This is a genomic window from Caulobacter sp. GW821-FHT11E10 (assembly GCF_058808375.1).
In genome coordinates this window covers 273,507-292,919 of record NZ_JBXARP010000008.1, presented here as the reverse complement: position 1 = coordinate 292,919, position 19,413 = coordinate 273,507, and the positions used below count along the sequence as shown (strand labels likewise).

The window sequence follows — 19,413 nt, the reverse complement described above, 5'->3', positions numbered from 1 at the left end:
GCCTACTGCCCGCCGCCGGCCTTCATCGCGTCCCAGGAGCGGCTGCCGCCGGCCTGGCCGATGGCGGCGCGGAGATAGGCCAGGTTGTTGGCCACCAGCTCGGGCGGCAGGTCGGCGCGGGCCAGTTTCTCGGCTTCCGGCAGGCGGCCTTGCAGGCCGACCACCAGGGCGAGGTTCTGGCGCACCTGGATGCCGGCCGAGGGCAGGGCGGCGGCGCGGCGCAGCTGGGCCTCGGCGCCGGGCAGGTCGCCCTTGGCGGCCAGGTACATGGCGTAGTTGGCCAGCGGCGTGGCCTCGTTCGGGGCCAGAACCAGGGCCTGACGGTGGGCGGCCTCGGCCTCCTCGTCGCGCTGGGCCTGCTCATAGGCCACGGCCAGCAGGGTCTGCGGACGCCAGTCCTTGGGATTGAGGGCGGCGGCCTTGCGAGCCGGATCGATGCCGTAGAAACCCTGGCCGCGCGCGACGTGGGCGCGGGCCAGCTCCAGCAGCAGCGGCGCGTTGTCGGGATGGGCCACCAGGGCCTTGGTCGCGGCCAAGGCGGCCTCGTCGTTGCGGCCCAGGGCGCGCAGGGCCTGGGCGAAGTTCACCCCGGCGTCGGCGTCGGCCGCGTCGTTCTCCAGCTGGGCGCCCCAGAAGGCGGCGCGGGCCAGCGGATCTAGGCGCTGCGCCTCGGCCCGCTGCTGCGGCGAGGCCCGAACGGGAGCAGGCTGAGCGGCCGCCTGGGAAGCCATTGGGGTGGCTTCAGGCGTGGGCTTGGCGGCCTCGGCGGCGAAGGCCGCCGACGACAGAAGCAGGGCGGCCGAGCCGAGAACGGTTGCGACGAGCGCGCGCTTGCGACACATGAAGACGAGTCTCCGAAAGGTTGCGCCCATTGTCCGGGCGCGGCCCTCAAGGAATCGTTAAGCATAATTTTAAAGGGTTCCGCCGATGTCCGACGCGACGCATCCCATTCTCGTCGAAACCGACGGGCAGGCGATCCCGGTTCATCCGCTGGCGGAGGGCGAGGTCGAGGCCTTCCTGGCCCAGAAACGCGCGCCCGCAAGGACTTTCGCCGCCGCCAACAGCTTCACGGGTAAGGCGGGCCAGGTGCTGGCCATCCCCGGATCGAACGGTGCGGTCGAGCGCGTGCTGCTGGGCGTGGGCCCAAATGCGGGCGGGGGCCGCGCGGATCTGTCGCTGTTTCGCACCCTGGCGGGCAAGCTGCCGCCCGGCGACTACGCCCTGACCAAGCTGCCGCGCGGCATCGACCCGACCGAGGCGGCCCTGGCCTTCGCCCTCGGGACCTATCGCTTCGACCGCTACAAGAAGAAGGGCGAGCCGATCCCGCGCCTGGTCGCGCCCAAGGGCGTCGACGTCGCCGCGGTCACCGCCATGGCCCACGCCTGCGCCCTGTGCCGCGACATGGTCAACACCCCGGCCAACGACATGGGGCCGCTGCAGATCGAGACCATCGCCGGCGAGATCGCCGCCAAGTACGGCGCCACCCTGTCGGTGGTGCGTGGCGACGACCTGCTGGCCCAGAACTATCCGGCCGTCCACGCCGTGGGCCGCGCCGCCGTTCCGGCCCGCGCGCCGCGCATGATCGAGATCAGCTGGGGCGATGCAGCCCACCCGTGCGTTGCCCTCGTGGGGAAAGGCGTGGTGTTCGACACCGGCGGGCTCGACATCAAGCCCTCGGGCGGCATGCGGCTGATGAAGAAGGACATGGGCGGCGCCGCCCACGCCCTGGCCCTGGGGCGGATGATCATGGAGGCGCGCCTGCCGGTGCGGCTGGTGATCCTGACCCCGGTCGTGGAGAACGCCATCTCGGGCGACGCCATGCGTCCGGGCGACGTGCTGCAGACCCGCGCGGGCCTGACCGTCGAGGTCGGCAACACCGACGCCGAGGGGCGGCTGATCCTGGCCGACGCCCTGACCCGCGCGGCCGAGCTGAAGCCGGCCCTGACCCTGGACTTCGCGACCCTGACCGGCGCCGCGCGCGTCGCCCTGGGCCCGTTCGTGATCCCCTACTGGACCGCCGACGAGAAGCTGGCCGCCCAGATCGAGGTGGCGGCCAATCGCGTCGCCGACCCGGTCTGGCGCCTGCCGCTGACCGACGCCTATCGCGACGCCCTCGACAGCGACATCGCCGACCTCAAGAATGACCCCGATGGCTGGGCCCAGGCCGGCGCCACCACGGCCGCCCTGTTCCTGCAGCGGTTCGCGCCGAAGGGTGACGATGTCGGTCCGTGGGCCCATTTCGACGTCTTCGCGTGGAACCCTCGGAATCGCCCGGGATTCCCCGTCGGAGGCGAGGTTCAGGCGATCCGCGCCGCCTTCGCCATGATCAAGGGTCGTTTCGCATGAGCTTGAACTCCATTGGGGACACGCGCGTGACCCTGGCCCGGCCCGACCTGGCCGACCAGCGCCTGGAGGGGCTGGCCCCGGCCGAGCACTACAAGGCCAGCCGCAAGATGGTCTGCGCCGTCCCGGCCACCGCCATCCGCGCCGCCGCCGCGCCCGACGCCGAGCAGTGGGACCAGCTGCTGTTCGGCGAGGTGTTCCGCGTGCTGGAGGAGGGCGATGGCTTCGCCTGGGGGCAGGCGGCCCGCGACGGCTATGTCGGCTTCGTCGACGTCTTGGCCCTGGTCCCGCAAGGCCATCCGCCGACCCACGCCGTCAAGGCGATCCGGACCTACGCCTTCGCCAAACCCGACATCAAGTCGCGACCGGAAGGGCTCTATTCGCTGAACGCCCTGGTCACGGTCGAGGCCCGCGAGGGCCGCTTCGCCAAGGGCGCGGGGACCGGCTGGTTCATCGAGGAGCACCTGACCGCCATCGGCCGGGGCGAGCGCGACTATGTCGCCGTCGCCGAGCGCTTCCTGGGCGCGCCCTACCAGTGGGGCGGTCGCGAGTCGCTGGGCGTGGACTGTTCGGGCCTGGTGCAGCAGGCGCTCTATGCCTGCGCCCGCGCCTGTCCGCGTGACACCGACATGCAGCGCGGCTTCTTCCCCGAGATCGCCGAGGGCGACCGCAAGCGCGGCGACCTGGTGTTCTGGAAGGGCCACGTGGCGGTGCTGCTCGACGCCGAAACCATCCTGCACGCCAACGCCCATCACATGGCCACGGCGATCGAACCCCTGGCCGAGGCCGTCGCCCGGATCGAGGCCGCCGGGCTGGGCGCGCCGCTGGGCTATCGTCGTCCATGAGCGCCATGGATCGGATGCTCGACGACGTCATCGTCCTGGGCGAGGGCGCGCCCAACACCCTGCAGGGCGACTGGCCCGACCGCGTGCTGGACCGGATCACCCGTCCCGAGCTGCACGCCTATCGCGTCGCAGAGCCGGTTGGCCGGGTCCTGATCTGCGCCGGCGGCGGCTATGTGCGGCTGATGTACGATCGCGAGGGGGCCGAGGTTGCGCTGTGGCTCAACGGCCTGGGCTACGACGCCTATGTGCTGGTCCATCGCCTGCCTGGCGCGGCAGCGGACGGGCAGCGCGTGTGGCCCAAGGACGTGGCCCTGACCGACGCCAAGGCCGCGCTGGCCCATATCGGCCGCGACCGGCCGCTCTTCCTCATGGGGCTGTCGTCGGGCGGCCACCTGGCGGGCGCCCTGGCGTGCCAGCCGGGCGTGGACCCGACCGGCCTGCTGATCGCCTACGCGCCGATCAACGCCAACCACTCGAAGTACAAGGCCCCGGCCGGCAAGCCCGACTATCCGCCGCCGCAGAAGCAGGCCTTCTATGACGACTGGCCGATCGGCCTGGCGGCCGAGCCGCACGGCGTGCCGGGCTGTCCGGTGTTCCTGGCCTATGCGCTGCACGATCAGGCCGTGCCGGTCGAGCACGCCCTGAACTTCATCACGACCGCGCGGGACAAGGGGCTGGACCTCGACGCCCACATGTTCGGCGCCGCCCCGCACGGCTTCGCCCTGCGCGACCTGGACGGCTCCCAAGGGTCCTGGCCGGACCTGGCGGCCCGGTGGATGGCGCGGCGGGGGTAGAAGGAACCTCTCTCTATGAGAGAGGGACTTTTCCAGCTCTTGACGCCCATAAATATGCATGAAAATGTATATGTATGGATACGCAGATAAACCTGTTCCACGCCCTGGGCGATCCCACCCGCTTTCGCATCGTCGAGGCGATGAAGGCGGGGGAGTGCGCGGTCGGCGACATCGTCGAGCGGATGGACATCCACCAGTCCGGCGTGTCGCGTCACCTGCGCATCCTGACCGAGGCGGGCGTCGTCCAGATGCGGCCCGACGGCCAGAAGCGGCTCTACTCGCTACGCCGCGAAGCCTTCGACGAGCTCGAAGCCTGGGTGGCCGAGTACCGGCGGCACTGGGAGGCGCGGCTGGACCGGTTCGGCGCCGCCCTTCAACGAAACCGGGCGGCCGGCAAGCCCGCCCCCGAGGAGCAATCGTGATGACGACCGTAACCACGGCCGCGCGGGCCCAGTTCTCGATCGAGCGACACTACGAGGCCACGATCGAGGAGGCCTGGGCGCTGTGGACCACCAAGGACGGCATCGAATCCTGGTGGGGCCCCGAGGGCTTCGAGGTCACGGTGACCTCGCTGGACCTGCGGCCCGGCGGCGCGTTGAACTACCTGATGACCGCCGTGGCGCCCGAGATGGTGGCGTTCATGAACCGGTCGAACATGCCGCTGTCGACGCCCTGCAAGGTCACCTACACCGAGGTCGCGGCGCCGCGCCGCCTGGCCTATTCGACCCTGACCGACTTCGTGCCGGGCGTTGAACCCTACGAGGTGGTCACGGTGGTCGAGCTGGCGGCGACGGCCGATGGGGTGGCGCTGACCATTACCTTCGACGCCATGCACGACGACGCCTGGACCGAGCGCGCCCGCGCCGGCCACGAGAGCCAGCTGCGCAAGCTGGACGCCCTGCTGGGCGTTCGCGGCGAAGGCGACGGTCCATGCATCGCGGGTTGAGGCTCCTGGTCACCGCCTGGATCGGTTTGGTCGCGGGCCTGGCCGGGATCGTCGCATACTTGGCCATGGGAAGAGGGGCGGTGGTAGGCCGTCTTCCTGCCGGTGGGGGCCATCCCCGCGCCTGGCTGGGCGTCATTAGCGAGGGGAAAGCCATGCATCGCCGACTGATCAGTATTGGGGCGGTGGTCGCCGGCCTACTGGTGACCGCCGGGGCCTCGACCATCGTCGACGCTATCCTGCACGCGACCGGCGTCTATCCGCCCGTCCCGCAGCGGATGTCGGAGGGCCTGTTCGTCCTGGCCTTCGCCTATCGCGGCCTCTTCGCCGTGGCCGGCGGCTATGTCGCCGCGCGACTGGCGCCGGACCTGCCGATGCGCCACGCCTGGGTCCTGGCCTGGATCGGCCTGGCCGCCGGCCTCGCCGGCATCGGCGCCTACTTCTCCATGGGCGGGGAGGCGATCGGACCGTTGTGGTACGCGGTCTCGCTGCCGGCCCAGGCCATCCCCTGCGTGTGGTGGGGCGGGCGGCTGGCGCTGCGTCACCGGACCCAGGTCGCGGAGGCCAGCGCATGATCACCATCCACGACTTCCCGGGCGGCGCCCGTGGGCTGCGGACGGCCTGGCTGTGCGAGGAGATGGGTCTGGAGCACGCCTTCAGCCCCGTCGGCTGGCCGCCCGACGCGGCCTATCGCGCCCTGAACCCGTTCGCGACCGTGCCCTTCCTGCAGGACGGCGAGGTCGAGATCGGCGAGTCGATCGCCATGCTGCTGTACGTCGCCCAGCGCTACGGCCCGACCGACCTCATGCCGGCGGCGGGCGATCCTCGCCATGCCAAGGTTCTGCAGTTCACCCTGCTGGGCGAGGCTTCGCTGTCCGCCCCGATGACGCCCCTGATCGCGACCCGCTTCGGCGCGCCGGAGGATCAGAAGCGCAATTGGTTGGTGACCGTCACCGAGGGGCGGCTCAACGGCGTACTGGAGCTGCTGGCCGAGACGATCGGCGACCGCGAATTCCTGGTCGGCGACAGCCTGACGCTGGCCGACATCTCGGTCGCGACAGGCCTGGCCATCTGGATCGGCGCGGTCGGCCAGGACATCCCGCCGCGCCTGCAGGCCTATCTCGACCGGCTCCGGGCGCGGCCGGCCTATCAGCGGGCCAAGGCGGGTCACGGGGGGCAATAGGCTCGCCTGACGCTCATCGGCCCAGGAAGGCTCGTGACAACAAAAAAAGGCCGCGGAGCTTTCGCTTCGCGGCCTTTTCGATGTCGGTGTTCCGAGAGGCTTACGCTTTCGGCGGAGCCGTATTGCCACCCGCGGCCGGAGCGGCGGGAGCCGCGACGGCGCCGGCGGCCGGGGCCGTCGTGCCACCAGCGGCGCCCGGAGCGGCGGCGTCAGCGGCCGCGGCGCCTTCGGCGGCGGGAGCCGCGGCGGCCGGACGCGGCGGCGGCACCGGCAGCTTGCTGCCCAGGCTGTGCAGATAGGCGATCAGGGCGATGCGGTCTTCCGGCTTCTTCAGACCGACGAAGGTCATGTTGGTGCCGGGGACGTCCTTACCCGGGGCCTTCAGGAAGGTGTACAGGGCGTCGTAATCCCACACCGCCTGCTTGCCGGAGAAGTCCTTCATCGCGCCCGAATAGTTGAAGCCCGGGTGCGCGGCGGGCTTGCGGCCCACGACGTCCCAGAGGCCCGGACCGGTCGAGTTGGCGTTCGAGGCGTCCAGCTTGTGGCAGGCCGCGCACTTGGCCGAGACGGCCGCGCCGGCGGCCACATTGGCCGGGGTCAGCACGGCGGCCCAGTCGGGCGGGGTGTCGGCCGCGGCCGCGCCGCCTTCGGCGGATTCTTCCTGGACCGCGATCTCGTAGCCGGCCTTCTCGACTTCATGCTTCTTGAAGACGATGTCCGACGCTTCTCGCAGACCGAAAATAACGAGGCCGGTCAGCAGCACGCCGCCAGCGATCTTGTTGAACGTCAGGTCGCTCATCTCAGCCTAGTCAGCCTCTTGTCGGCCCACCCGAGGGCGGGCTTGAAACCAGCGCGCGGTGATCGCAGGACGAGTCCCCGGCGCGCGTTATGTTGCGCTCGCGTCTCTTACACGCTACCGCCCCTCGCGCAACCGGGCAGCAAAGATTTGAACTCATGAACCCGATCGTCTTGATCCCCGCGCGAATGGCGGCGACCCGCCTGCCGGGCAAGCCGCTGGCGGACATCGGCGGCGTCCCGATGATCGTCCGGGTTCTGCGGCAAGCCTTGCTGGCCGATATCGGTCCCGTGGCCGTGGCGGCCGGCGATCCCGAAATCGTCGAGGCGGTGCGGGCCGCCGGCGGCGTGGCGGTGCTGACCGACCCCGAACTGCCCTCCGGCTCGGACCGCATCCTGGCGGCCCTGGCGCAGCTGGATCCGGGCTTCGAGCACGACGTGGTGATCAACCTGCAGGGCGACATGCCCTTCGTCGACCCGGCCGTACTCAGCGATTGCGCCCGAGTACTTAAGGAGTTCGACGACGCCGATATCGCCACCGTCGTGGCCCCGGAAGCCTCGCCCGCCGACCGGGCGAATCCCGACGTCGTCAAGGCCGTGCTGGCCATGGAGGACGACGGCCAAAGCGGCCGCGCGCTGTATTTCACCCGCTCGACCCTCTATGGCGACGGGCCCGTCTGGCGCCACATCGGCATCTACGGCTATCGCCGCGAGGCGCTGGTGGTGTTCAATGACGCCTCGCCGTCCGCCCTGGAAAAGCGCGAGAAGCTGGAGCAGCTGCGCGCCATGGAACTGGGCCTGACGATCCGCGCCGCCGTGGCCGCCGAAGCCCCGATCTCCGTCGACAATCCTTCAGATCTAGAAGCCGCACGCCAAGAAGCTGGAAAACAGGCCCTATGAGCATCCTCAAGAAGATCGCCTTCCAGGGCGAGCCCGGCGCCAACAGCCACGAGGCGTGCCGGACCTACTTCCCGGATCACGAGGCCTATCCCTGCGCGACGTTCCAGGAGGCCTTCGAGGCCATCAAGACGGGCGTCTGCGAGCTGGGCATGATCCCGATCGAGAACTCGATCGCCGGCCGGGTCGCCGACGTCCACCACCTGCTGCCGGCCTCGGGCCTGAAGATCATCGGCGAGCGCTTCAAGCCGATCCGCTTCCAGTTGATGGCCAACAAGGGCGTCAAGCTGTCGGACATCAAGGTGGTGGCCTCGATGCCGATCGCCCTGGCCCAGTGCCGTCACAGCCTGAACAAGCTGGGCGTCGCCACCGAGGCGGCGGGCGACACCGCCGGCGCGGCCAAGGCCCTGGCCCTGAACCCCAACCCGACGCGCGGCGCCGTGGCCCCGGCCCTGGCGGCCGAGATCTATGGCCTCGATATCCTGGCCAGCGATATCGAGGACGAGCGCCACAACACCACCCGCTTCCTGGTGATGACGGCTGACAAGAGCCCGGCGGCGCCGGACTTCATGCACCGCTGCGTGACCAGCTTCGTGTTCCGCGTCCGCAACCTGCCGGCGGCCCTCTACAAGGCGCTGGGCGGCTTCGCGACCAACGGCGTCAACATGACCAAGCTGGAAAGCTACATGGAAGGCGGCGCCTTCACAGCCACCTTCTTCTACGCCGAGGTCGACGGCCGGCCCGAGGACCGCAACCTGGCCCTGGCCCTGGACGAGCTGAAGTTCTTCTCCGAGCGCTTCGAGATCCTGGGCGTGTATCCGGCCGACCCGTTCCGCGATCGGGGGAACTAGTCGGACAGCGTGCGTCCTTCGAGGCGCGCTCAGGAGCGCGCACCTCAGGATGAGGACCTTTGCTGAATGCCTCATCCTGAGGTGTGAGCCGAAGGCGAGCCTCGAAGGACGCACGGCGCCGGCCCAGCCTTCCCCAAGCGTCACCATTTCCGATAACGCTGTTCTCTGCTTACCTCCCCGGGTGAAACCAAGATTCCTGGGGAGGGACCTTTGCAGAGTTCGATGATCGCGCCCGTGATGGCGTTGGTGGCGTGGTCGCTGGTGATCTGGGTCTGGATGTACATCCAGCGGATCCCGGCGATGCAGAAGGCCGGGATCAAGCCGCAGGACGCGCGGTTCCCGGGCTCGCTGGACAAGCTGCCCGACGGCGCGCGCCAGGCGGCCGACAACTACAATCACCTGATGGAACAGCCGACCATCTTCTACGCGGCGGCCCTGGCCATCCAGGTCGCGGGCCACGCGGACGGCATGGCCGTGCATTTCGCCTGGGTCTATGTCGGCGTCCGCGTGCTGCACAGCCTGCTGCAGATCAGCGTGAACCTGGTGGCGATGCGATTCCTGTTGTTCGTGATCTCCACCGGCGTGCTGGCGGCGATGGTGGTGCGGGAGTTGATGAAGGTGTTTTGAGGCCGCCCGAAAATCCCTCTCTCTTTGAGAGAGGGAGGGGCCCGTCGCGAAGCGATGGGAGGGTGAGTGGTTACGCCGTTTGACGGCGTGCCGGCACTCCGTCGGGCGCTGTAACCACTCACCCCAACCCTCTCCCAAAGAGAGAGGGAGCCCGCTCGCGCTAAGCCGCGTCCAGCCCGATATCCAGCACCGGCGCCGAGTGGGTCAGGGCCCCGACGCTGATCACGTCCACGCCCGTCTCCGCGATCGCCCGCACGGTGGTCAGGTTCACCCCGCCCGAGGCCTCCAGCACCGCCCGGCCCTTGGCCAGGCGCACGGCCGTCTTCAGGTCGTCGAGGCTGAAATTGTCCAGCATCACCACGTCCGGCCCGTGCTTGAGGGCCGCTTCAAGCTGGTCCAGGCCGTCGACCTCGACTTCCACCTTCACCAGATGGCCGGCATAGGCCCGCGCTCGGCGGACGGCCTCGCCGACCCCGCCGCAGGCGGCGACGTGGTTGTCCTTGATCAGGATGGCGTCATCCAGGCCGAAGCGGTGGTTGGTCCCGCCGCCGCAGCGGACGGCGTACTTCTCCAGAGCCCGCAGGCCAGGCGTGGTCTTGCGGGTGTCGACGATGGTCGCGTCCGTACCCTCGACCAGGCGCACATAGGCCCGGGTCAGGGTGGCGATGCCGGAGAGGCGGCCCAGCAGGTTCAGGCCGGTGCGCTCGGCGATCAACACGGCGCGGGCGTTGCCCTCGGCCCTCGCCAGCACCGTGCCCGGCAGGACGTCCGAACCATCCGGCGTGACCACTTCGAAGCTTGCCGTCGGGTCCAAGGCGGCCAGCGAGAGGCGCGCGCAGGACAGCCCCGAGATCCGGCCGTCCTGGCGGCTGGCCCAGACCACCGACAGGCGCGCGTCCGGGTCGATACAGGCCTCGCCGGTGATGTCGCCCGCCCGGCCCAGGTCCTCGGCCAAGGCGAGGTCGACGATCGGGCGGACCAGGAGGTCGGCCAAGGGGCTCACGAGAGGGGTGATGGTCATTCGGCGGCGTAGCGGACGGCGGCGTCCAGGCTCTCCAGCGTGACGAAGCTGCGGACCGGCTCGGCCGTGGCCGGGAAGTCCGAGCGGAAGTGACCGCCACGGCTTTCGCGGCGGGCCAGGGCGGCCTCGACGATCAGCCGCGCGGCGACGACCGTCGGGCAGGGACCGTAGGCGGGCTCCAGCGCCTCGATCTGGCTCAGCAGGCGGGCCAGGCCCCAGGCGTCGCGGATCACCCCGGCGTCGCGGCTCATGGCCTTGCGCAGGGTCTGCAGCGCCGCGTCCGGCAGGTCGGGCAGAGGGGCGAGGCTGACCGGCTCGCCGCCGTGCGTGGTCTCCGCCGCGGCCGCGCGGCCGGCGCGGGCCCCGAACACGGCCGCTTCCAGCAGGCTGTTGGAGGCCAGGCGGTTGGCGCCCTGCACGCCGGTCGAGGCGCACTCGCCGGCGGCGTAGAGGCCCGGCAGGCTGGCGCGGCCGTCGAGGTCCGTCGCTACGCCGCCCATGTGATAGTGCACGGCGGGCGTGACCGGGATCATCTCGCGGCGCGGATCGATCCCGCCGCTCCGGCAGGCCTCGAACACGGCCGGGAACTCGTGGGGGAAGTGAGCGCCGACCGCCGTTGTCGCGTCGAGGAAGGCGCCTCGGCCGGCGGCCCGCTCGGCATGGATAGCGCGGGCCACCACGTCGCGGGGCGCCAATTCCTTGGCCGGGTGGTAGTCGGCCATGAAGGCGCGACCGTCCGTGTTGCGGAGTATCGAGCCCTCGCCGCGCAGGGCCTCGGTGGCCAGGGGCGCGGGATCGCGGCCGATGTCGATGGCCGTGGGGTGGAACTGGACGAACTCGGGATCGGCGATCGTCGCGCCGGCCAGGGCGGCCAGGCCCAGGCCCTCGCCGCGCACCTCGGCCGGGGTGGTGGTGACGGCGTAGAGGCCGCCGACCCCGCCGGTCGCCAGGATCACCGCGTGGCTACGGATCTCGACCAGCTCGCCTTCGATTTCCGCCAGGACCCCGACCACGCGGCCGGTCACGTCCTGCAGCAGCCGGCGGGCGCGGGCGTGCTCTCGGATCTCGATGGTCGGGGTGGCGCGGACGGCGGCGATGACGGCGGCCATGATCGCCGCGCCGGCCCCGTCGCCGCCGACCCGCGCGACGCGGGCCTTGGCGTGGGCGGCCTCGAGGCTGAGCACGAAGTCGCCGCCGGTCTTGCGATCGAACGGCGCGCCCAGGGCGGCGAGGTCGCGGACGGCTTGCGGGCCTTCGCGGGTGAGGAGCTCGACGGCGGTCGGATCGCAAAGGCCGGCGCCGGCGGCGATGGTGTCGGCGGCGTGCAGTTCTGGGGTGTCGTCGCCGGCCAGGGCCGCGGCCATGCCGCCCTGCGCCCAGGCGCTGGAGCAGCCGGTCGCCAGCGGGGTGGGCGACAGGACAAGGGCCTTCTCCGCCGCGAGCGCTGCGGTGAGGCCGGCCAGGCCGGCCCCGAGGATGACGGGGCCGTCGAAATTCACGCGTTCGGTCACTGGAAGCGACTCCCTGGGGAGAGGGAAGAAAGCAGGACTAGATCAGCTCGACATCCACGTGATGCCGGGCCTTCACCAGGTCGTATCGCGCCGGAACCGCCGGCGGCGGCAGGTCGATCATCCGCTGCACGGCCAGCCGGGCGCGGTCGATGACATCGGCGTCGACGGTGACCTCGTATTGCTCGTGCACGAGGGCGTCGTAGATGTTTTGCAGCGTGATCCGCTTCATGTGCGGGCACATGTTGCAGGGGCCGATGAACTGGGTCAGCGGGCTCTCGGCCTGGACGTTGCTGGCCATCGAGCACTCGGTGATCAGCACCACCTGGGCCGGCTTGCGGGCCGCCACATAGTCGTTCATCGCGGCGGTCGAGCCGGCGAAGTCGGCGGCTTCCAGGATCTCGGCCGGGCACTCGGGGTGGGCCAGCACTTCCGCGCCGGGCCAGGCCGCGCGCATGTCGGCGATGTCGCTGACGGTGAAGCGCTTGTGCACCTCGCAGTGACCGGCCCAGGCGATGATCTTGACGTCGGTCTGGCGCGCGACATTGCGGGCCAGGAACTCGTCGGGGATCAGGATGACCTTGTCGGTCCCCCATTCCTTGGCGGCCCACTCGACGATCTGCACGGCGTTGGCGCTGGTGCAGCAGATGTCGGTCTCGGCCTTCACGTCGGCCGTGGTGTTCACATAGGTGACGACCGGCACGCCCGGATAGCGTTGCTTGATCAGCCGCACGTCGGCGCCGGTGATCGAGGACGCCAGGCTGCAGCCGGCCTTCAGGTCCGGGATCAGGATCTTCTTGTCGGGGCTGAGGACCTTGCTGGTCTCGGCCATGAAGTGCACGCCGGCCTGGACGATGATCCGGGCGTCCGACTTGGCCGCCTCGCGGGCCAGGGCCAGACTGTCGCCCACGAAATCGCCCACGCCGTGGAAGATGTCCGGCGTCATGTAGTTGTGGGCCAGGATCGCGGCGTTCTTCTCGCGCTTGATCCGGTTGATCTCGGCGATCAGTGGGGCCTGGACGCGCCACTCCATGGGGGTGACGTGGTGCTTGACCTTGTCCCAGATTCCGCTGGTCTCCGCCTCGATGCGGGCGGTGAACTCAAGCGGAGCAGCGAACCCGTCGGCCATTTGAATCTCCGTTATGCTCAAAGTGAGCATTTCCAGGGCCTCAAAAAACGCCGGCGCTTCGCGAGGGTGCCCGCTGGGGACCGGCGTCATGGTTATGCTGAAAGTGAGCATAACTGATTGCACAGATATAGCCCCTGCGCGCCGGAATGCAAACCCGGCATTATCTGAAAGCGCGGCGCCATTTTCTGAGGCGCCTTGGCTGTGGCGAACCGGGCGGCGAGGGGTGCGGCGTCCCGTCGCAGCGGTCTGGCCTTGCCAAGACCAGGGCCCCGCCCGCGAGGTTTTGGGCTTACATATCCGTAATGTGGAAGAAAAATACCGTTACCAGCGGGGATGCGCGGAAAGCTATGTGCGTTCCTCGACGTATCAAATGTACAGTATTTGGTGTACAAGTATAAAACGGTGGCCTGGATGCATCGAATTTCAATATCGAGCACGGATTTATACTATTTGAAGTAGTGAACTAATCTTGGAAGTTTTTCGCGGCTTATGGATAGCGGGGCTCATTACGACTTTGTAAGCCTGTGACTTAATTGCGACAGCCATTTGGCGTCGCATTTCAGGGTCGCAATGTTCGTTGACCTCAGATCGATTAAGTCCGTAGCTCGCCGCCAGCCGGGTTCCAATCCGAATCCCGGAAGCGCGCATGACGCATGCGCGGCGCAGAGACGCTGGGGAGTATACCTTGAATACGAAGTCCATCCGGGAGCGCTTGCTCGCTTCCTCCATGATCTGCGGCGTCGCCGTGGCCGTGCTGGGCGCAAGCCAAGCCGCCGCCCAGACCGCCGCTCCTGCCGCGCAGACCGCCGACCAGACGCAAGTTGAGGAAATTGTCGTCACCGGTTCGCTGTTCCGCCGCACGGACACCGAAACCCCTTCGCCGGTCACCGTGATGACCGCCGAAACGCTGGAACACGCCGGCATCACCACCGCCACGGACGCCATCCGCTCGATCTCGGCCGACGGCGCCGGTTCGATCGGCACCGGCTTCCAGAGCGGCTTCAGCGCCGGCGGCTCGGCCGTCTCGCTGCGCGGCCTGGGCGTCTCGTCGACCCTGGTTCTGGTCGACGGCCTGCGCTCGACCAACTTCCCGCTGAACGACGACGGCCGTAACGCCTATGTCGACCTGAACTCGATCCCGTTCAGCCTGATCGACCGCATCGAAGTGCTGAAGGACGGCGCCTCGTCGTCGTACGGCGCCGACGCCATCGGCGGCGTGGTGAACCTGAAGCTGAAGAAGCAATTCGTCGGCGTTAAGGGCAGCATGGAAGCCGGCGAAAGCGATCGTGGCGACGCCGAGCACAAGCGCGCCGACATCACGCTGGGCTATGGCGATTACGCCGAGACCGGCTGGAACGTCTACGTCAACGCCGAGTACCAGAAGAACGGCCGGGTCTCGAACCACAGCCGTGGCTTCCCGTACAACACCCAGGACCTGAGCTCGATCGGCGGCCTGGACAACAACACCGCCGACCAGGCCCTGACCACCGCCACGCCGAACGCCGTCGTGACCCGCGTGCGTCAGACCGACCTGAACAACCCGCTGGCCGGTGGCGCTGGCGCGCCGCTCACCACCAGCTACCAGTCGCTGAACCTGAACTGCGCCAACGGCACCTACACCCAGGTGTCCGCCGCGGCCAACGGCACCGGCTGTAAGTGGGACCTGGTCGACTACTATCGCCAGATCCAGCCCAAGCAGAAGCGCTACGCCTTCAACGGCCGCCTGAGCTTCCGCATGAGCGACAATGTCGAAGGCTACGCGACCGGCAGCTATTCGAAGAGCTACGTCAACATCAAGGGTCAGCCGACGGCCGTCCGTCAGACCCAGCCCTTCGGTGGCGCGCCGGCTCTGGCCTCGTCGAACCCGGGTATCGTCCTGCCGGTCTACGTCTGCCCGGCGGCCGTGAACTGCTCGACCGCTCCGGACCGCAAGCTGAACCCGAACAACCCGTTCGCGGCCGCCTTCGCGGCTGACCCGTCGAACGGCGCGGCCCGCCTCTACTACCTGTTCGGCGACCTGCCGGCCGGCAGCGAGCGCGACAACGAAGTCATCCGTGGCACGATCGGCTTCAACGGCTCGTTCGGTGACGACTGGAACTGGCGCGTTGAAGCCGTCGGCGCTCGCGACAACCTGCGCCTGACGCAACACGGCCTGCTGAACATCGCCGGCCTGATGACCGCGATCAACACGGGCTCGTACAACTTCGTCGACCCGTCGCAGAACACCGCCGCCGTTCGCAACGCGATCTCGCCGGACAAGGTGACGCCGTCGCACTCGTCGCTGATGTCGATCGACGCGTCGATCACCAAGACGCTGTGGGCCCTGCCGGGCGGCGACATGCAACTGGCCGTTGGCGTCCAGGCCCGTAAGGAAGTCCTGGAAAACAACAACCAGAACGTCCGCCTCGACACCTATGGCCTGTCGACGGCTTCGGCCTTCGGCAAGCACACCGTGAAGGCCGCCTTCTTCGAACTCGCCGCCCCGGTCACCAGCACGCTCGAACTGAGCGCGTCGGGCCGTTACGACGACTATTCGGAAGGCTTCAGCGCCTTCTCGCCGAAGTTCGGCGCGAAGTTCACCCCGATCAAGCAACTGGCCTTCCGCGGCACCTACTCCAAGGGCTTCCGCGCGCCGACCTTCGCTGAATCGGGCCCGCGCTCGCAGTACGCCGGCTTCGTCACCTCGACCCCGCCGGCCAGCTTCCAGGCCGCTCACGGTGGCTCGACCAACCCGTATGCTCAGGCCTACAGCCTGGGTCGCGGCGTGGCCGGCAACCCGAACCTGAAGCCCGAGAAGTCGCGCAGCTTCACGTTCGGCGCCATCGCCGAGCCGACCCGTTGGCTCTCGATGACGGTCGACTACTACAACGTGAAGAAGTCGGACCTGATCATCGCCGGTCCGGACGTCGGCAAGGCCTTCGCGGACTACTACGCCGCTGGCAACCAGACCGCCGGTTGCGCCGCCGTGGCCGCCGTGGGTCAAGGTTACTCCTGTAACGTGATCGACGCGCCGGATCCGCTGTTCCCGACCGCTCAACCGCGCGTCCTGATCATCAACGTCCCGTACGTGAACGCCAACTACGCGACCACGGCCGGCATCGACTTCGCGGCCACGGGTAAGTTCAACCTGACGGACGACATCAAGTGGACCAGCCGCGTCGAAGTCACTCACGTGATCAAGTACGACCTGCACACCGCCACGGCCGTGCAGAAGTACGCCGGCACGCTGGGCCCGTACGACCTGTCGTCGGGTAACGGCACGCCTGACTGGAAGGGCAACTGGCAGAACACCGTGTCGTTCGGCGACAAGTACACGCTGTCGGCCACGGCCTACTATGTCGGCAAGATCAAGTCGGTCGCTCAAGACCAACGCACCGACGTGACCTGCGCCGCCGGCAACCAGTACAACACCGGCAACGCCGTGATGGGCGAGAAGTTCTGCTACATCAAGAAGTTCATCAACGTCGACATGAACGCCACGGCGCAGGTTAAGGACGGCATCCAGCTGTTCGCCAACGTCGGCAACGTGTTCGACAAGCGTGCGCCGATTGCGCCGGGCGCCTACGCCTCGGCCCCGAACTTCCTCACCACCTTCCACTACGCCGGTCTGATCGGTCGTACGTTCAAGGTTGGCGTGCGGTTCGAGTACTAAGCCAACCCACCTTCGGGTGAGTTGAGAGGGCCGGCTCCGCGAGGGGCCGGCCCTTTTGTTTTGGGACGGGGAAGGTGGTGATCCCGGCCGGATTCAGGCCCCGGGACACAGGCAATGCGTCAGGCGCCGGTCTCGTCCACGACGATGGCGACCGTCTTGCCGCGCGACAGCGGCTCCCATCCGGCCGCGATGGCCGAGGCGATGGCTTTGGCCACCAGGGTCGGAGCGATGTGCGAGGGCTTCAGCAGCGGCGCGCCGTACCGGGGCTGCGGGCCCGGCGGAAACTCCACGACGGCTTCGCGCTTGCCTTCCTTGTGGTGCACGGCGATCGCCATGCCATGTCGCTCCGGGCCGTCATTGGACCAGCCGGGCTGGCGATGGAGACGCCACATGAAGGGCTCTCCGTCGACCTCGATCTCGAATTCAGGGCTTAGTTTCGTGCGTGCCATGCAGGGTGTTAACCCGACAAGCGCGTCCAGGCCACCCCGCCCGCCACCCCCTTCGCGCGCCTTGGCGTCGGCAGGCCGCTGCGGCGTCGGCGCCATGAAGGTTTTACGGACTTCGACCCGAAGGCTTGGCGGCCGGCCGCCGCCTTTGCGCGATGACGTGCAAATTAATTGCAGCGCCTAACCGCACCATTTCGCGAGTTTGGCGTTAGAGGCGTGTCACACGCTGTCTAGGGTAGAAAAATGGCCACGCTTCAAGTTCTGCGGACGACCTATAGCGACCTCGCCCGCATCCGATACGCGGATGTCTCGACGGCCGACAATGCAGCCCTCCAGGCTCTCGCCAACAGCGTCGACACCGCGGCGCTGACCTTGACCCAGGCGCGCACGCAAGTCGCCGCGATGGTCTTCAACACGACGTCGGTCGCCTCGCTGTCGTACTACTTCTTTGTCGGCGTCACGCCCTCGACGGGCGGCTTCGACTATCTGGTCTCGCCGACCGGCGGTAATCCCACCAACCTGAACTCTCCCTATTACGCCTCGTTCTCGGCCGAGAACCGCTACATCAATTTCGCCGTCGCCCTGGGCAAGGGCGGGGCGGGCGCGGCCCGCTTCACGGCGGCCTATGGCGCGCTGGACCTCAGCGCCGCGACGGCCAAGGCCTATACCGAGATCTTCGGCTTCGCCCCCGAAAACGGCAAGGTCGACCAGCTGCTGACCGCCATCGTTCCGAACGGCAAGGGCGGGACCTTCACCCGCGCCGAATACTTCGCCGCCTACGGACAGGACGGCGCCAACGGCCAGGGCACGAAGGCCGCCATGGTCGGCTGGCTGCTGGCCGAGGCCGCCAAGAGCGGGATCGGCTCCTACGCGTCCGCCAACGCGGCGTTCCTGGCCGATCTCGCGGCGGATGGCGAGGCGGCCTACAATGTCGACCTGCTGGGGGTCTACGGCGCCCAGGCGGTCTATCCGGTCGGCGCGTCGATCACCGCGGCCATCGACCAGAGCGTCTCGCTCGGCGCGACCGCGCCTGAGCTTCGCGCGACCACCGGCAGCGACACGATCACGGGCGTCGACAGCAACGCCGCCCAGTCGATCGTCACCGGCGATGGTCATGACCGGGTCACCTACACCGGTGGTTTCGCCGGCTATATCGATACCGGGATCGGCAATGACGTGATCAGCGTCGGGGTGCTGGCGGCCTCCACGGTGGTCCAGGGCGGACAGCCCAACGGCACGATCTCGGCGGGCGCCGGCAATGACGTCATCACGGTCGGCCGCATGGCCGACGGCGCGGTGATCGATGGCGGCGCGGGCGACGACACCGCCACGATCGCCTTCAATACGGACTCGGTGCTGAACCCCAAGATCACCAATGTCGAGCATGTGGTGATCACCAGCGCCAACATCACCTTCGGCGGCGTTCCGGCCACGGGCTGGACCGGCCTGAAGGACATCACCGTCAATTCGGCGGCGACGGTCACCGATATCGCTGACGGCGTGTCGTTCGAACTGAACAACGTCAGCAGCGGGGCGGTGGTCGCCAACTACCACACCGACCTGGTCTTCTCCGGCTCGAGCTCCACGCTGGTCGGCGCCAAGGCGGTCGAGGTCCGGCTGGCCGGGGTCTCCAACGGCGGCGCGACGCCGACCACCCTGCGGGTGGGCAATGACGACGGCGCCCTGATCCTGAACGTTCAGAGCAACAGCTCGCTCACCTCGATCACCGGCGGCACGTCGGTCATCGTCAAGGGCGTCGGTCGCCTGACCGCCGGGTTCGACACCTTCAACCTGGACGCCACCGCCTCGGCCGGGGTCGACATCACCCACATCGGTTCGGCCACCGTCAACAATGCGACCGTCGCCGTGCTGTCGAGCGCCAACGACAGCATCGCGGCCGACCTGCGCGGCCAGGCCAACTCGACCTACACCCTGGGGGCCGGCGCCGACGTCTTCTCGCTCTACCAGGACGGCTTCGCCTCGCCGCGTTTCTCCAACGTGACGCTGGACGGCGGCAAGGTCACGACGATGTCGGTGATCACCGACTTCGTGAAGAGCGTGGACGTCGTCAATCTCGGCGCGGCCGTTCCGGCCCTGGTCACCAACCTGACGCCCGGGACGGCGACCACGGTCGAGCAGGCCCTGGCCAATGTCTCGCTGCAGTTGGCCGCCAACGCCACGGCGGTGTTCGCCTACAACGGCGACACCTACATCTATCACCAGGACGCCACCGTCGGCCTCAACAGCGGCGACGGCCTGATCAAGCTGGTCGGCGTCACCAATGTCAGCACGGGCACCGGCGTGGCCGTGGCGGACGTCCACTTCGGCTGAGGATGTTATCGACGGGGCGGTCCAAGCGCGGATCGCCCCGGTGCTTCG

Annotated in this window: 18 protein-coding genes and 1 pseudogene; 12 read left to right on the top strand and 7 right to left on the bottom strand. The window is 68.6% G+C overall.

Annotated elements, in window-relative coordinates; all coding sequences use genetic code 11:
* Positions 1-2 precede the first annotated feature (2 nt).
* Complete coding sequence (locus tag AC1RRV_RS18485; protein ID WP_492861140.1) at positions 3-731, bottom strand: tetratricopeptide repeat protein; 729 nt, start codon at positions 729-731, stop codon at positions 3-5.
* 196 nt (positions 732-927) lie between these two features.
* Between AC1RRV_RS18485 and AC1RRV_RS18480 the strand changes: the two genes are divergently transcribed.
* The 7 genes from AC1RRV_RS18480 to AC1RRV_RS18450 all read left to right on the top strand — a co-directional run bounded on the left by AC1RRV_RS18480 (position 928) and on the right by AC1RRV_RS18450 (position 6,108).
* A complete protein-coding gene (locus AC1RRV_RS18480; RefSeq protein WP_492861104.1) occupies positions 928-2,346 on the top strand; it encodes a leucyl aminopeptidase family protein in 1,419 nt (472 codons plus the stop codon).
* Positions 2,343-3,188, top strand: coding sequence for a C40 family peptidase (locus AC1RRV_RS18475; protein ID WP_492861103.1), 846 nt, complete (start codon positions 2,343-2,345; stop codon positions 3,186-3,188). Before AC1RRV_RS18480 ends, AC1RRV_RS18475 begins: the two co-directional genes overlap by 4 nt.
* On the top strand, positions 3,185-3,982 hold the full coding sequence (locus AC1RRV_RS18470) for an alpha/beta hydrolase (RefSeq protein WP_492861102.1): 798 nt from the start codon (positions 3,185-3,187) through the stop codon (positions 3,980-3,982). Before AC1RRV_RS18475 ends, AC1RRV_RS18470 begins: the two co-directional genes overlap by 4 nt.
* A 74-nt stretch (positions 3,983-4,056) precedes the next feature.
* Positions 4,057-4,404: an ArsR/SmtB family transcription factor gene (locus tag AC1RRV_RS18465; RefSeq protein ID WP_492861101.1), complete on the top strand. Its 348-nt coding sequence runs from the start codon at positions 4,057-4,059 to the stop codon at positions 4,402-4,404.
* The gene (locus AC1RRV_RS18460; protein WP_492861139.1) at positions 4,404-4,928 is read left to right on the top strand and encodes an SRPBCC family protein; all 525 of its coding nucleotides are present in this window, start codon (positions 4,404-4,406) and stop codon (positions 4,926-4,928) included. Before AC1RRV_RS18465 ends, AC1RRV_RS18460 begins: the two co-directional genes overlap by 1 nt.
* A 152-nt stretch (positions 4,929-5,080) precedes the next feature.
* Positions 5,081-5,500: a hypothetical protein gene (locus AC1RRV_RS18455; protein ID WP_492861100.1), complete on the top strand. Its 420-nt coding sequence runs from the start codon at positions 5,081-5,083 to the stop codon at positions 5,498-5,500.
* On the top strand, positions 5,497-6,108 hold the full coding sequence (locus AC1RRV_RS18450) for a glutathione S-transferase family protein (protein WP_492861099.1): 612 nt from the start codon (positions 5,497-5,499) through the stop codon (positions 6,106-6,108). The genes AC1RRV_RS18455 and AC1RRV_RS18450 overlap by 4 nt, the downstream gene beginning before the upstream one ends.
* A 100-nt stretch (positions 6,109-6,208) precedes the next feature.
* Here the strand turns inward: AC1RRV_RS18450 and AC1RRV_RS18445 are convergent, their stop codons facing one another.
* Positions 6,209-6,907, bottom strand: a complete 699-nt coding sequence (locus tag AC1RRV_RS18445; RefSeq protein WP_492861098.1) for a c-type cytochrome — start codon at positions 6,905-6,907, stop codon at positions 6,209-6,211.
* Between the two features lie 155 nt (positions 6,908-7,062).
* On the opposite strand from AC1RRV_RS18445, the gene AC1RRV_RS18440 reads away from it, so the two are divergent.
* A complete protein-coding gene (locus AC1RRV_RS18440; RefSeq protein WP_492861097.1) occupies positions 7,063-7,803 on the top strand; it encodes a 3-deoxy-manno-octulosonate cytidylyltransferase in 741 nt (246 codons plus the stop codon).
* Entirely contained in the window at positions 7,800-8,651 is an 852-nt protein-coding gene (locus tag AC1RRV_RS18435; protein WP_492861096.1) for a prephenate dehydratase, read from the top strand. The genes AC1RRV_RS18440 and AC1RRV_RS18435 overlap by 4 nt, the downstream gene beginning before the upstream one ends.
* Before the next feature lie 10 nt (positions 8,652-8,661).
* On the opposite strand, the pseudogene AC1RRV_RS18430 reads toward AC1RRV_RS18435, so the two are convergent.
* A pseudogene (locus AC1RRV_RS18430) lies at positions 8,662-8,778 on the bottom strand (hypothetical protein); the annotation flags it as partial.
* 83 nt (positions 8,779-8,861) lie between these two features.
* Here AC1RRV_RS18430 and AC1RRV_RS18425 point away from each other — a divergent pair.
* Complete coding sequence (locus AC1RRV_RS18425; RefSeq protein ID WP_492861095.1) at positions 8,862-9,278, top strand: MAPEG family protein; 417 nt, start codon at positions 8,862-8,864, stop codon at positions 9,276-9,278.
* 160 nt (positions 9,279-9,438) lie between these two features.
* Here AC1RRV_RS18425 and nadC read toward each other — a convergent pair whose 3' ends face one another.
* From nadC to nadA, 3 genes are read right to left on the bottom strand one after another with little or no spacing between them, the layout of a single operon-like run.
* A complete protein-coding gene (gene nadC, locus AC1RRV_RS18420; RefSeq protein WP_492861094.1) occupies positions 9,439-10,299 on the bottom strand; it encodes a carboxylating nicotinate-nucleotide diphosphorylase in 861 nt (286 codons plus the stop codon).
* Positions 10,296-11,810 (bottom strand): L-aspartate oxidase, encoded by a 1,515-nt coding sequence (locus tag AC1RRV_RS18415; protein WP_492861093.1) that lies wholly within the window; start codon positions 11,808-11,810, stop codon positions 10,296-10,298. The genes nadC and AC1RRV_RS18415 overlap by 4 nt, the downstream gene beginning before the upstream one ends.
* Positions 11,811-11,847: 37 nt before the next feature.
* Positions 11,848-12,936 (bottom strand): quinolinate synthase NadA, encoded by a 1,089-nt coding sequence (nadA, locus tag AC1RRV_RS18410; RefSeq protein ID WP_492861092.1) that lies wholly within the window; start codon positions 12,934-12,936, stop codon positions 11,848-11,850.
* A gap of 727 nt (positions 12,937-13,663) precedes the next feature.
* Here nadA and AC1RRV_RS18405 point away from each other — a divergent pair.
* A complete protein-coding gene (locus AC1RRV_RS18405) occupies positions 13,664-16,588 on the top strand; it encodes a TonB-dependent receptor plug domain-containing protein (protein ID WP_492861138.1) in 2,925 nt (974 codons plus the stop codon).
* A 119-nt stretch (positions 16,589-16,707) separates the two neighbouring features.
* Here AC1RRV_RS18405 and AC1RRV_RS18400 read toward each other — a convergent pair whose 3' ends face one another.
* Positions 16,708-16,980 carry a hypothetical protein gene (locus AC1RRV_RS18400; RefSeq protein WP_492861091.1) on the bottom strand — a complete coding sequence of 91 codons (273 nt, stop codon included), beginning with the start codon at positions 16,978-16,980 and terminating at the stop codon, positions 16,708-16,710.
* 297 nt (positions 16,981-17,277) lie between these two features.
* Here AC1RRV_RS18400 and AC1RRV_RS18395 point away from each other — a divergent pair, with 297 nt between their 5' ends.
* The gene (locus tag AC1RRV_RS18395) at positions 17,278-19,365 is read left to right on the top strand and encodes a hypothetical protein (protein WP_492861090.1); all 2,088 of its coding nucleotides are present in this window, start codon (positions 17,278-17,280) and stop codon (positions 19,363-19,365) included.
* The last annotated feature ends 48 nt before the right edge of the window (positions 19,366-19,413 follow it).